The sequence below is a fragment of the Rhodococcus shunpengi genome, assembly GCF_048381395.1.
Classification (GTDB): Bacteria; Actinomycetota; Actinomycetes; order Mycobacteriales; family Mycobacteriaceae; genus Rhodococcus.
The window spans coordinates 247,548-259,877 of the sequence record NZ_JBLWIU010000036.1; the positions used below are offsets into that span (position 1 = coordinate 247,548).

At 67.7% G+C, this 12,330-nt stretch carries 12 protein-coding genes; 6 read left to right on the forward strand and 6 right to left on the reverse strand.

Going from position 1 to position 12,330, the window contains the following annotated elements:
* Positions 1–101 precede the first annotated feature (101 nt).
* The 3 genes from ACNJ7K_RS25380 to ACNJ7K_RS25390 are packed head-to-tail and all read left to right on the forward strand — an operon-like array spanning position 102 to position 1,812.
* Positions 102–1,001 carry an alpha/beta fold hydrolase gene (locus ACNJ7K_RS25380; RefSeq protein ID WP_120280360.1) on the forward strand — a complete coding sequence of 300 codons (900 nt, stop codon included), beginning with the start codon at positions 102–104 and terminating at the stop codon, positions 999–1,001.
* Positions 986–1,447, forward strand: coding sequence for a fluoride efflux transporter FluC (locus tag ACNJ7K_RS25385; RefSeq protein WP_487042412.1), 462 nt, complete (start codon positions 986–988; stop codon positions 1,445–1,447). Before ACNJ7K_RS25380 ends, ACNJ7K_RS25385 begins: the two co-directional genes overlap by 16 nt.
* Positions 1,444–1,812, forward strand: coding sequence for a fluoride efflux transporter FluC (locus ACNJ7K_RS25390; protein ID WP_159417518.1), 369 nt, complete (start codon positions 1,444–1,446; stop codon positions 1,810–1,812). Before ACNJ7K_RS25385 ends, ACNJ7K_RS25390 begins: the two co-directional genes overlap by 4 nt.
* Here the strand turns inward: ACNJ7K_RS25390 and aroD are convergent, their stop codons facing one another.
* The 3 genes from aroD to ACNJ7K_RS25405 all read right to left on the reverse strand — a co-directional run bounded on the left by aroD (position 1,813) and on the right by ACNJ7K_RS25405 (position 4,710).
* Entirely contained in the window at positions 1,813–2,583 is a 771-nt protein-coding gene (gene aroD / locus ACNJ7K_RS25395) for a type I 3-dehydroquinate dehydratase (protein WP_487042413.1), read from the reverse strand.
* 42 nt (positions 2,584–2,625) lie between these two features.
* Positions 2,626–4,269 (reverse strand): MDR family MFS transporter, encoded by a 1,644-nt coding sequence (locus tag ACNJ7K_RS25400; protein ID WP_487042414.1) that lies wholly within the window; start codon positions 4,267–4,269, stop codon positions 2,626–2,628.
* A 117-nt stretch (positions 4,270–4,386) separates the two neighbouring features.
* On the reverse strand, positions 4,387–4,710 hold the full coding sequence (locus tag ACNJ7K_RS25405) for a hypothetical protein (RefSeq protein ID WP_024102029.1): 324 nt from the start codon (positions 4,708–4,710) through the stop codon (positions 4,387–4,389).
* Positions 4,711–4,822: 112 nt separating this feature from the next.
* Between ACNJ7K_RS25405 and ACNJ7K_RS25410 the strand changes: the two genes are divergently transcribed.
* Positions 4,823–6,397 carry an SGNH/GDSL hydrolase family protein gene (locus ACNJ7K_RS25410; RefSeq protein ID WP_487042415.1) on the forward strand — a complete coding sequence of 525 codons (1,575 nt, stop codon included), beginning with the start codon at positions 4,823–4,825 and terminating at the stop codon, positions 6,395–6,397.
* A 4-nt stretch (positions 6,398–6,401) separates the two neighbouring features.
* Here the strand turns inward: ACNJ7K_RS25410 and ACNJ7K_RS25415 are convergent, their stop codons facing one another.
* On the reverse strand, positions 6,402–6,782 hold the full coding sequence (locus ACNJ7K_RS25415; protein WP_120280354.1) for a hypothetical protein: 381 nt from the start codon (positions 6,780–6,782) through the stop codon (positions 6,402–6,404).
* A 67-nt stretch (positions 6,783–6,849) separates the two neighbouring features.
* Complete coding sequence (locus ACNJ7K_RS25420; RefSeq protein ID WP_487042416.1) at positions 6,850–10,161, reverse strand: bifunctional proline dehydrogenase/L-glutamate gamma-semialdehyde dehydrogenase; 3,312 nt, start codon at positions 10,159–10,161, stop codon at positions 6,850–6,852.
* Positions 10,162–10,289: 128 nt separating this feature from the next.
* Between ACNJ7K_RS25420 and ACNJ7K_RS25425 the strand changes: the two genes are divergently transcribed.
* Positions 10,290–11,126, forward strand: coding sequence for a DUF1206 domain-containing protein (locus tag ACNJ7K_RS25425; RefSeq protein ID WP_159417523.1), 837 nt, complete (start codon positions 10,290–10,292; stop codon positions 11,124–11,126).
* A gap of 3 nt (positions 11,127–11,129) precedes the next feature.
* Here the strand turns inward: ACNJ7K_RS25425 and ACNJ7K_RS25430 are convergent, their stop codons facing one another.
* Positions 11,130–11,558 carry a hypothetical protein gene (locus ACNJ7K_RS25430; RefSeq protein WP_192378583.1) on the reverse strand — a complete coding sequence of 143 codons (429 nt, stop codon included), beginning with the start codon at positions 11,556–11,558 and terminating at the stop codon, positions 11,130–11,132.
* A gap of 236 nt (positions 11,559–11,794) precedes the next feature.
* Between ACNJ7K_RS25430 and ACNJ7K_RS25435 the strand changes: the two genes are divergently transcribed.
* Positions 11,795–12,301: a VOC family protein gene (locus tag ACNJ7K_RS25435; protein ID WP_064256148.1), complete on the forward strand. Its 507-nt coding sequence runs from the start codon at positions 11,795–11,797 to the stop codon at positions 12,299–12,301.
* The last annotated feature ends 29 nt before the right edge of the window (positions 12,302–12,330 follow it).

The window sequence follows — 12,330 nt, forward strand, 5'->3', positions numbered from 1 at the left end:
GTTGTCAGATCCAATGTAGCGTGCATCACATCTCGGTTGCGTCGATTCGTCCCACGGGACGGTTGCTGGTCGGGTGTGCGGGTGCGTGCCATGCTGGCGCCATGGACGTCGAACGCCCCAAGCTCGAAGGCACCGTCGCGGTCGGGGAGGGCCGCCGGCTCGGTTTCGCCGAGTTCGGGTCGGCCCAGGGCCGCACGGTGTTCTGGCTGCACGGCACACCGGGTGCGCGTCGCCAGGTTCCCATCGAGGCCCGCGCCTTCGCCGAACGGAACCACATCCGCCTCATCGGGATCGACCGTCCGGGGATCGGGTCGTCGACGCCGCACATCTACGAGAACGTCCTCGCCTTCAGCGACGATCTGCGCATCGTCGCCGACACCCTCGGGGTCGACCGCATGGCTATCGTCGGACTGTCCGGCGGCGGCCCCTACACCCTTGCGGCGGCCTATGCGCTGCGTGAACGGGTCGTCGCGGCCGCGGTCCTCGGCGGTGTGGCCCCGGTGGCCGGTCCCGAGGCGATCGACAGCAACCTGATGAAGCTGGGCGCCTTCGTCGCGCCGGCGCTGCAGACCGCGGGCGTCCCGATCGGTGTGGCGGTGAGCGCGGCGATCCGCGTGGTGCGCCCGTTCGCGTCGCCGATCATCGACCTGTACGGGCGGCTCTCACCCGAGGCCGACCGCCGCCTGCTCGCCCGTCCCGAGTTCAAGGCGATGTTCCTCGACGACCTGCTCAACGGCAGCCGACGTCAGATCTCCGCGCCGTTCTCCGACATCGTCGTGTTCACCCGCGACTGGGGTTTCCGCGTCTCCGACGTGAAGGTTCCCGTGCGGTGGTGGCACGGCGACACCGACCACATCATCCCGATCGAACACGGCCTGCACATGGTGGACCTGCTGCCCGACGCCCAGTTCCACCACCTGCCCGGCGAAAGTCATCTCGGGGGTCTCGGGGCGTCGGAGGAGATCCTCACTACTGTTCTGGGGTTGTGGGACCAGGACTGACAGGGGGCGAACGCCCGCTGCCGAGAGCGCTGCACCTGCGACCGTCGGCGGTGGCGGCGGTCGCCGTGGGTGGTCTGCTCGGGACGAGTGCCCGCTACGGCCTCGGCCGGTGGTTGCCCGTCGAGTCCGGGGGCTGGCCGGTCACGACCTTCGCGATCAACGTCCTCGGTGCACTGCTGCTCGGCTTCCTGCTCGAGGCACTGATCCGTATCGGCCCCGACACCTCCTGGCGGCAGGCGGCCCGGCTCGGAGTGGGTACCGGTGCGCTGGGCTCGTTCACCACCTACAGCGCGCTCGCCGTCGACACCGACCTGCTGCTGCGCGACGGGCATCCGCTCGCCGCGGCGACCTACGCGCTGGGCACCGTGCTCGTCGGCCTTCTCGCGACCGGCGTCGGTGTCGCGCTGGGCGCGTGGTTCGGGAATCGCCGAGGGGCACGGCGATGATCGCGGTGTGGGTGGCGCTGGCGGGCAGTCTCGGCGCGGTCGTCCGCTTCGTCGTCGACAGCGCTCTGCGTGCCCGTTCCGGGTCGTCCCTGCCGTGGCCGACGGTGCTGATCAACGTCACCGGTTCGCTGCTGCTGGGGATACTGGCCGGTGCGGTGCTGTTCCACGACGCCCCCACGGCGATGCTCACGATCGCGGGAGTCGGTTTCTGTGGTGGCTACACGACCTTCAGCACGACCAGCGTCGACTCCGTTCGTCTGATCGTGGCGCGCCGCTACGCCGCCGCCGCGGCGATCGCGTTCGGCACGCTCGCGACCACGCTCGTCGCGGCGGCCGCCGGGCTCGCTCTCGCCGCCGTGTGGTGATCAGAGGGCGCGGTCGATGAGGCCGAGCACCGAGCGCAGTTCCTCGGCGTCGACCTGACCGGGCGCCGAGGCGGTGCCGACCATCCCGAACGTCGCGGCCGATCCGAAGACCTGCCCGGCGATCCGCGACACCACGCCGAGACCGCCCATCGACATGGTGATCAACGGGCGGTCGGCGTGGTCCTCGTGCATGGTGCGGGTCGCGTCGAGCAGCGTGAGCACGTCGGCCGTCGACCGCGGCATGACGGCGATCTTGCAGATGTCGGCGCCGAGCTCCTGCATCTCGCGCAGCCGCGCGACGATCTCGTCCTTCGGCGGAGTGGCGTCGAAGTCGTGGTTCGACGCCACCACCGCGACACCGCGGGTGTGCGCCGCCGCGACGATCCGCTCGACGGCGGCACGGTCGCGGCGGTACTCGACGTCCACCAGATCCACCGCGCCGCTCTCGGCGAGCGCGACCGTCAGATCGGCGTACGCCTCGTCGTCGATCGCGATCTCCCCGCCCTCGTTCGCGGTGCGGCAGGTCGCGAGCAGGGGAGTGCCCTGCAACTGCTCGGCCAGGGCGCCGGCCTGCGCGTCCACCGAGGCGACATCGTCGACGGTGTGGAAGAAGTCCACGCGCCATTCGACGACGTCGGCCCGATCGGCGACGGCCGCGATCTGTTCGCGCAGCACCTCGGGGGTGCGGCCGGTGATGGGGACGACGATCGTGGGTGCGCCTTCACCGATCACCACGTCCTTGACGCGAACCGGTGTGATCGTTCGTCCCACGTGCCGTCTCCGTTCCCTCGTCCGATGACCGGACCTATTCGATCACGGCCGCTTCGAACCGCTGTCTGCAGTGTCCGCGCCGGCCTCAGTTCCCTCGACGACCACGACGGCGTCGTCCTTCGCCGCCTTCGACGGGTCGGCGACCGCCTCGCCACGCGCGACCATGAGTGCTTCGTCGGAGAGCGGGATCTCCTTGATGAAGCACGCGAGGACGAACGCGATGAGCAGGAACGGGATGAGGTACCAGAACACCGGTGCCAGCGAGTCGGCGTAGGCGTCGATGACACCTTCGCGGACAGGATCGGGCAGGAGTTTCATCGCCGCCGGATCGACGGTCGCGGTGGCCTGGCCGGCCTGCTCCGGCGTCGCGCCGGCCGCGGTGAAGACCTCGACGAGCTTCTCCGACAGGCGGTTGGTGAAGATCGTGCCGAAGATCGCCACACCGAGCGCCGCACCGACCTCGCGGAAGTAGTTGTTCGAGCTCGTCGCGGTGCCGATCTCGTCGGCGGGCACGGCGTTCTGCACGATCAGGATGACGACCTGCATGATCAGGCCGAGACCCAGACCGAAGACGAACAGCATCGAGCAGATCACCCACAGCGGGGTGTCGCCCTCGAGCGTGGTCAGCCACAGCATGCCCGCCGCGGTGATCAGCGAACCCGCGATCGGATAGATCTTGTAACGCTGGGTCTTGGTGATGGCCAGACCCGAGCCGATCGAGGTGATCATCAGACCGGCCATCATCGGCAGCAGCAACAGGCCCGAGACCGCGGCGGACGTGCCCGACGACATCTGCAGGAAGGTCGGCATGAAGGCGATCGCGGCGAACATGCCGAGACCGAGCACGAAGCCGATGGCGGTGGCGTTGACGAAGATCGAGTTGCGGAACAGCGACAGCGGGATGATCGGGTCCTGCGCGCGCGACTCGACGAGCACGAACAGGCACACGAACACCACGAGACCCGCGCCGAACGCCCACGTCAGCGGATCGTCCCAGCCGCGGTCGGCGTCGCCGCCGAAGTCGGTGAAGAAGATCAGGCAGGTCGTGGCCAGCGACAGCGTGAGCACGCCGAGGACGTCGATCCGCTTCGTGGGCTTCTTCGACGGCAGGCGCAGTGCGATCCAGGTGATCACGAACGCGATGATCCCGACCGGGATGTTGATGTAGAAGCACCACTCCCACGTCAGATGGTCGACGAAGAAGCCGCCCAGCAACGGGCCGCCGACGGCCGACAGGCCGAAGATCGCACCGAGCGGGCCCATGTACTTACCGCGTTCGCTCGCGGGCACGATGTCGGCGATGATCGCCTGCGACAGGATCATCAGACCGCCGCCGCCGAAGCCCTGGATCGCGCGGAAGACGACGAACGTCCAGAAGTCGTCGGTCATCGAGCACGCCGCGGACGCGAGGGTGAACACGCCGATCGCGATGAGGAACAGGTGCCGGCGCCCGAAGACGTCGCCGAACTTGCCGTAGATCGGCATCACGATGGTCACCGCGAGCAGGTAGGCGGTGGTGATCCACGCCTGGTGTTCGACGCCGCCGAGCTGCCCGACGATCGTGGGCATGGCGGTGGAGACGATCGTCTGGTCCAGGCTGGCGAGCATCATGCCCGCGATGAGCGCGGAGAAGATGATCCAGATCCGTCGCTGGGTGAGAACCAGTGGTTCCGAAGTGGTGGTCACGGTGTTCCTGTCGGAATAGGAATATCGAGCTGTTACGTGAAGGTGGCCTGCACAGGAGTGAGGCGATCGAGAATTGTTGCACTCGGTAACTTCTGCTGCAAGGCGATTTCCTCCCCGTCACTCGAACCAGGACCGCACGGGCGGTTTGACCCACATGATCTTCTCGTCCTCGTCGGTGCGGACCGCTGCAGGATGGTCGGGGTGCTTCTGCGCCCACGCCGTCTTCTCGTCCATCAATCTCGCGGCGAGTTCCCAGGTCTCCATCGTGCGCGGCGGATGTGCATCCGCGGCCCGTGCCAGTTTGCGTCGCGTCTCGTCGGTCATGGCGAGCAGTTCGGCTCCCGAGATGCCGCGGTTCCATGCATACCGGGCCAGGGTCACGGCCTTGTCTCGCCGGTTCTTCTCGGCGCGATCGGTGTGGGCGAAGTCGGCGTCGCTCATGCTCCGAAGGTACGCGCCGGCCCGGACAGGCTTCGCCGTCGACGAGGTGCCGGATCCGGCCACGACGACGCTGCCGTCTGCCTACCCTCGATGAGGGGGCTGAGGAGGCGTGATGACGGCCGACGAGATCCCGGACGGCACACCGGACACGGTCGTGGCCCGTGCCGCCGAACCGCCGCGGGTGCCGGTGTTCGACCCGACGCTCGGCATCGACGTTCCCCGGTCCTTCCGCGGCACTCCACCACATCGATTGGTGGCTCTCGGCGACTCCTTGCTGCAGGGCTTCCAGAGCGGCGCGATCTACAACACCGACGTCTCCGTCCCGGCGATCGTCGCCCATGAGCTCGGCGCCGACCTGCGGTATCCGCGCTTCGGTGGGCCGGGCGGACTGCCGCTGAACGTCGAAGTGCTGCTGCGCCGGATCGAGCAGCGTCACGGATCCACGCTCGAACCATGGGAACTGCCGACCGCACTGTTCACCGCGCGGGGTTTCATGGACGAGGTCGAGGACTATTGGGAACGCGGACCCGGTGCGACACCACCGCTCGTCGGATATCTCCACAACCTGTCGTGCTTCGGCTGGGATCTGCGCGACGCGCTGCAGAAGACCGCCCGCGACTGCGCCGAACGCATCGCCACACCCCGCGACGATCTCGTGCGGCAGCTCGTCGAGAACAACGGGGAGCGGGCGGCGCTGTACGTCTACCCCAACGCCGACGACCGGCGTCGCGAGATGACGCTGTTCGACGTCTCCACCGAACTCGGTGCCGAGCATGACGAGGACACCGATGCGGGCATCGAGACCCTCGTCGTTTTCCTCGGTTCCAACAATGCACTGCGGACCATCACCGAACTGCGGGTCGTCTGGAGCGGCGACGACTTCCGCGACCTCGACGCGAAACAGGCCTACACGATCTGGCGACCCGAGCATTTCGATAGCGAGTTCGCGGAGGTCGTCGCGAAGCTCCGGAACATCGGCGCGCGGCACGTGGTGCTGTGCACCGTTCCGCATGTCACCATCGCCCCCATCGCCCGGGGAATCGGGACGAAGAACGGCTCCCCGTACTTCCCCTACTACACCCGGCCGTGGGTGGACGCGCGCCGCTTCGACGCGAGCCGCGACGAACACATCACCGGTGCGCAGGCCCGCATGGTCGACGCCGCGATCGATCTGTTCGACGAGACGATCACCCAGGCGGTCGCCGATGCGCGTCGCGCGGGACTGGACTGGTATCTGCTCGACACCGCGGGCATCCTCGACCGCCTGGCCGCCCGCCGCTACGTCGACGACCTCGATGCGCGACCCGCATGGTGGCAGCCGTACCCGCTACCGCCGGCGCTCGCCGCACTCGATCCGGTGCCCGACACACGTTTCCTGTCGGCGGACGGTCACGGCGGTCGCGACAGTGGAGGGTTGTTCTCCCTCGACGGTGTGCACCCGACGACGGTCGCCTACGGGATCCTCGCGCAGGAGATCATCGACGTGATGGTGCGTGCCGGCGTCGAATTCCGATCGCCGAACGGAACGGTGCGAAACGGTCCTGTCGCCGTGGATTTCGATCGGCTGATCCGGCACGACACCCTGGTGTGCACGCCACCGCAGAACATCGATTCGACGCTGTCGATCCTGGGTTGGGTCGACGAGGTGCTCGACGTGTTCCGGGTGCAGTTGCGGTTCGGTCTGTGAGGGATCAGGTCAGGTTGACGACGTGTTCGTGAGATGCGACGGCGTCCTGCATCTTCTTCCGCGAGAGCGTTCGCGGACCGCACGCGCAGCCCGAGGGGATTTCGTCGTCCTCGAACTGGGTTGCCTCGAGGGTGTCCACGAATTCCGAATTGAGTGATGTGCCGTTGTGCGGGGTGGCTTCGCGATCGCGGTTTCCGCGTCCACCCGGGCCACTGCGGGAGACCACCACCTGTCCCTCGGAAGTCTTGTAGACCGCGGCGAGGGTGTGTCCCTTGGGGCAGCGCACCTTGACGACGGCCTTCTCGGTGCGTTGGGGGCCCAGTTCTTTCACCGCGGCGAGTGCGCGCTTGCGACGTTCGGTCGGGGGTGTCGTGGCGATATCCATTTTCCTATTCCACCTCACAGTGTCGGGGTTCACAGGGCCTTCGGCAGAACCGCTTCGGGGTTTGTTTTCAGATGATCTCGTCGGTGAGCCGGTTCGGTGTGCCGAACCGATGAGCGGTGATCGTGACGGACTGTTCGGCCAGGAACGGCAGCATTTCGATTCGTCCGGATCCGGTCACCGGATGGTCGAACACCGCGATGTCGCATCGGGCGTTCCATTCGGCGGGCGGCGCTGCACCGATCAGACGGACCCGCGCCGGGGCCACGTCGACGATCCGTTCCTCCCATTCCGCATCACTCTCCACGCGCACGCGACCGTCGAAACGTGCTGTAATCGAGCATCTTACGAGATCGACGGCGAAAGCCGAAGAGATTTCGACCGGCGCGCCCGCCCGGGCTGCGGCACCGAGTACGCGCACGAGTTCGTCGGGCCGCCCCGCCTCACCGAGGCGTACGTGTGTGCGAACGGGCCGGTACCGGAACAGGTTCCGCTCTGCCGAGAGTCCTGTGACATCCTGTGCCACAGCGAATTCCGACGTCCATGCTCGCTCGTCGTCCTCGAACGCCCGGCGCAGCGCGTCCTCGTCCCGGACACAGGGTTCCCAGGAACCGAAGCCGAAGAGATAGTTCGGCCCGCCCGCCTTGAAGCCGGCTCCTACCGACGACTTCTTCCAACCGCCGAACGGCTGCCGTCGCACGATGGCACCGGTGATACCGCGATTCACGTACAGATTCCCGGCCTTCACCCGATCGAGCCAGCGGGCGATCTCGTCCGAATCCAGCGAGTGCAGACCCGCCGTGAGTCCGTAGTCCACCTCGTTCTGGATCGCGATCGCCTCGTCCAGATCGGCGGCGGTCATCACCCCCAGCACCGGACCGAAGAACTCGACGAGATGCGTGCGCGACCCGCGTCGCACCCCGGTGCGCACGCCGGGCGTCCACAGCCGGCCCTCCTCGTCGAGCCGTCGCGGTTCGACGAGCCACGACTCGCCGTCCTCGAGTTCGGTGAGCGCGGTGAGCAGCTTGCCCCGAGCCGGTTCGATCAACGGCCCCATACGGGTTCGCGGATCGTGCGCAGGACCGACCGGTAGCGACCGCACCGCGTCGACGAGCTGGTCGCGGAACCGGCGGGAGGTCGCGACGGAGCCGACGAGGATCACGAGCGACGACGCCGAGCACTTCTGCCCGGCATGCCCGAACGCCGACTGCACGACGTCGCGCACCGCCAGATCCGGATCGGCGCTCGGCGTCACGACGATCGCGTTCTTGCCGCTCGTCTCGGCCAGCAGCCGCATCCCCGGACGCAGCGAACGGAACAGTTCGGCGGTCTCGTAGGCACCGGTGAGCACCACCCGGTCGACGCGGGGGTCGGAGACGAGCTTCGTGCCCAGCGATCGTTCGTCGGCATGGACGAGGTGCAGGACGTCGCGGGGCACGCCGGCATCCCACATCGCCTCGGCGAGCACCGACCCGCACCGCGCCGTGAGCGTCGCGGGTTTGAGGACCACCGCCGAACCGGAGGCCAGCGCCCCGAGCGTCGACCCTGCCGGGATCGCGACCGGGAAGTTCCAGGGCGGTGTGACGACCGTGAGGGTCGACGGCACGAACCGCGCACCGTCGATCGCGTCGAGCGCGCGGGCCCGCTCGGCGTAGTACCGGGCGAAGTCGATCGCTTCCGAGACCTCCGGATCGGACTGGTCGAGGGTCTTACCGCCCTCGGCCGCCATCACCTCGAGCAGATCGGCGCGACGCGCTTCGAGCACGTCGGCCACCTGTTCGAGGATCCGTGCGCGCTCGGCACCGCTGCGGGCACCCCAGGCGCGACCGGCCGCCGTCGCGTCGACCAGCATGCGCTCGAGTTGTTCCTCGGAGGAGAGGGTGTGCGCACGCACGGTGTCGATGCCGAGCTTCGACGACGGCACCCGCTCGAGGATGCGGCGACCCCACTCCCGGTTCTGCGGCAGGGACGGATCGGTGTCCGGCGTGTTCGTGAACACCTCCGGCGCTGGGATGGGCGGCTCCTGTCGGTTCTGCGTGCGGTTGGGGGAGGGGACGCCCTCGTCGAGCGCTGCCACCGACGCGCGGAACCGCTGCTCCTCGCGTTCGAACAGGGCGGGATCGTCGGCGAGATCGAACACCGCCGACATGAAGTTCTCCTGCCCCGAACCCTCGTCGAGTCGACGCACCAGATACGAGATCGCGACGTCGAACTCGTCGGGGCGGACGACGGGCGTGTAGAGCAGCAGGCTGCCGACGTGTCGACGGATCACCTCGGCCTGGCTCTGCGCCATGCCGAGCAGCATCTCGACGTCGATCCCGTTCCGCACGTGCCGGCGACCGGCGAGCTCCCACGCGTAGGCGATGTCGAAGAGGTTGTGCCCGGCCACCCCGATCCGTACGTTCTCGATCCGCTCGGATGTGAACGCGTAGTGCAGCAGCCGCTTGTAGTTCGTGTCGGTCTCCTGCTTGGTGTTCCACGTCGCGAGCGGCCACCCGTGCAACGACGCGTCGACTCGTTCCATCGGCAGGTTGGCACCCTTGACCACCCGGATCTTGATCGCGGCGCCGCCGCGTGCGCGTCGCGCCGCCGCCCACCGCTGCAGTTCGATCATGGCGGTCAGGGCGTCGGGTAGATACGCCTGCAGCACGATCCCGGCCTCGAGACGGAGGAACTCGGGACGGTCGAGCAGCGTCGTGAACGCCGCGACCGTCACATCCAGGTCGTGGTACTCCTCCATGTCGAGGTTGACGAATTTCGGCGTCGGTGAGGTCGCGGCGAGGCGGTACAGCGGGGTGAGCCGCTCGACGATGTCCGCGACGGTCTCGTCGAAGGCCCACGGCGAGTGTGGCGCGACGGCCGCCGAGACCTTGAGCGAGACGTAGTCGACGTCGTCGCGTGCCAGGAGTGCGAGGGTGCCCTCGAAACGGCGGCGGGCCTCGTCGTCGCCGAGGACGGCCTCTCCCAGCAGATTGAGGTTGAGCCGGATGCCGGGTCGTTGCAGTCGTGCGATGGCCCGGCCCAGCGCGGCATCGTCGGTGTCGACGACGAGGTGACCCACCATCGCCCGGAGCGCGCGCCGCGCGGCAGGGACGACGAGGTGGGGGAATCGGGGACCGATCGTGCCGCCCGCCCGCACGGCCGCGCGGAGATGGACGGGAAGGAAATCCGGTATGTTCCGGGACAATTCGGCCAGGGCGTGCGCTGCGGTCGCCGGATCCTCGGGGCGGATGACCTCGTCGACGAAGCGCACCGTGAACTCGAGTCCGTGGGGGTCCTTCAGGACGTCGGCGAGCCGGCGGGCCGCACGGTCGGGTGCGACCTCCGACGATTCCTCCACCCACCGGCGGGCCAGGGCGACAGCATCCTCGACGATCCGCACGGTGCGCCTCCGATCGACGGCGTTTCGAACCTGACGCCAATCTACCCACAGGAGCCGGTTCGCGTTTGTGGTCCGCGGTGTCGGGAATACAGCGCGAGGGGACAGTCCCGACCGATGAGGAGACGAGAGTGAACCGTCAGGCCCCGGCGTCGCGTGGCGCGGCGTCATCCGCCGAGCGCGTCGCGCAGAACGGTGTGTTCGAGAAGTTCGCCCGTGCCGGCTACGTCGGCAGTGGCATCGTGCACCTGCTCATCGGCTACCTCGCGATCCGCGTCGCGTTCGGCCGCAGCGAGCAGGAGGCATCGCAGTCCGGTGCGATGGCGGAGCTGGGCGAGCAGCCCGGCGGGAAGATCGCGTTGTGGATCGCCGTCGTCGTCTTCGTGATGATGGGCCTGTGGCGGTTCGCCGAGGCGACCTTCGGCAAGGCGTCCGAGCCGGAACAGCCCGGCACCGACATGAAGGACAAGGCGTTCGACCGTTTCAAGGCCGCCTGCGTCGGTGTCGTCTACCTCGCCTTCGCGTACACCGCGTTCGGGTTCGCCCGCGGCAGCGGCAAGTCCAGCGGTGAACAGAACGCGGGACTGACGGCGAAGCTGCTGCAGTCCGGCGGCGGCAAGTTCGTCCTCGTCGTCGCGGGACTCGTCATCCTCGGGGTGGGCGCCTACCACGTCTACAAGGGCGCGTCGAAGAACTTCGTCGACGACCTGAAGAGCCACCCGAGTACGTTCGTGAAACGCCTCGGTCTCGTCGGGTACGTCGCGAAGGGGCTCGCGCTCGGCCTCGTCGGTGTGCTGGTGATCGTCGCGGTCTTCCAGGCCGACCCACAGAAGGCAGCGGGGCTCGACGGCGCGCTGAAGACGTTGGGCTCGCAGCCTTTCGGCACGGTGCTGCTGATCCTCATGGGCCTCGGTATCGCGGTCTACGGCCTCTACAGCTTCGTCATGGCCCGCGACGCGAAGATGTGACGCTCAGTCGTCTGCGTCGTCGAACCAGAAGGACTCGGTCGCGACGTAGTGGAGGGTCGGTGGGCCGGGCAGGTCGAATTCGATCGCGCCCACCGGCCGCAGCTCCCCGTCGTTGTCCTCGCAACTGGCGGTCGCGATATTGGGCCCCGCGGCGATCCCCGTGAATTCGATGGTCTGGTAGTTCGCTCCGAAGATCTCCGCGGTTCCGGACTCGCCGGTGCCGAGCGCCGCGACGCAGATGAAGGGGTAGTCCTCGTCCGGTGGAGAGGTATAGATCAACTTCAGCAGCACGGTGTCTCCGCGGGTGCTGACGGTCCACAGTCCTCGGGTGTCGGTGTCCGCCGCTGCGCTCGCGGCGGGTGCGAAACCGGCGAGCAGTGCGAGCGGTGCGAGCAACGCGACCGTCGCACGCAGGGTCCTGCGTTGGTTCATGGGATCTCCTCGGAACGGCGTTGAGCCCCCGACACATTCATCGTCCGCACCCGATATCTGCGGGAACGGGCGAATCGGATGTTCGTGAAGAAGACGTGACGGCGACGAGATCGTCGTACTCGGTCCGTGACTCCCCGGGTCACGAAGTGCTACCACCTCGACCAACTAGTTGACAACGCAACTAGTTGGGAGCATTCTGGTTGAGAAAGCAACCACATCGGGAGGAAGGTGGATCGATGATCGCCGACGAGCAGCAGCGCTCCGAAGAATTCGAGCGTCGGCGTGCACTCATCCGCGACGCGCACCTGAAGCCCGCCGACGCGCGCCCGCAGTCGTCAGCGCGGGGACTGCACCACACCGCGCTGATCAGCAGCGACGTCGAACGGACCGTGCGCTTCTACCAGGATCTCCTCGAGTTCCCGCTGACGGAGCTGATCGAGAACCGCGACTATCCCGGCTCTTCGCACTTCTTCTTCGACATCGGCAACGGCAATCTGCTGGCCTTCTTCGACTTCCCCGGTCTCGACGTCGGTCCCTACCAGGAGGTCTTCGGCGGTCTGCACCACATCGCGATCAGCGTCGCCCTGCCCACCTGGGAACGCCTGCGCGACAAGCTGATCGACGCGGGTGTCGAGCTCGTCGAACACAGCGACGTCTCGTTGTACTTCCGCGACCCCGACGGAGCCCGTCTCGAACTCATCGCCGACCCACTCGGCGAGATGTACGGCTCGAAGGTGCTGTAGCGCGAAGTAAGGGGAGGTTGTGTGCGTGT

Coding starts and splice junctions, on each gene's coding strand:
- ACNJ7K_RS25380 (WP_120280360.1), top strand. CDS start 102: ATGGACGTCGAACGCCCCAAGCTCGAAGGCACCGTCGCGGTCGGGGAG.
- ACNJ7K_RS25390 (WP_159417518.1), top strand. CDS start 1,444: ATGATCGCGGTGTGGGTGGCGCTGGCGGGCAGTCTCGGCGCGGTCGTC.
- ACNJ7K_RS25405 (WP_024102029.1), bottom strand. CDS start 4,710: ATGAGCGACGCCGACTTCGCCCACACCGATCGCGCCGAGAAGAACCGG.
- ACNJ7K_RS25410 (WP_487042415.1), top strand. CDS start 4,823: ATGACGGCCGACGAGATCCCGGACGGCACACCGGACACGGTCGTGGCC.
- ACNJ7K_RS25415 (WP_120280354.1), bottom strand. CDS start 6,782: ATGGATATCGCCACGACACCCCCGACCGAACGTCGCAAGCGCGCACTC.
- ACNJ7K_RS25430 (WP_192378583.1), bottom strand. CDS start 11,558: ATGAACCAACGCAGGACCCTGCGTGCGACGGTCGCGTTGCTCGCACCG.
- ACNJ7K_RS25435 (WP_064256148.1), top strand. CDS start 11,795: ATGATCGCCGACGAGCAGCAGCGCTCCGAAGAATTCGAGCGTCGGCGT.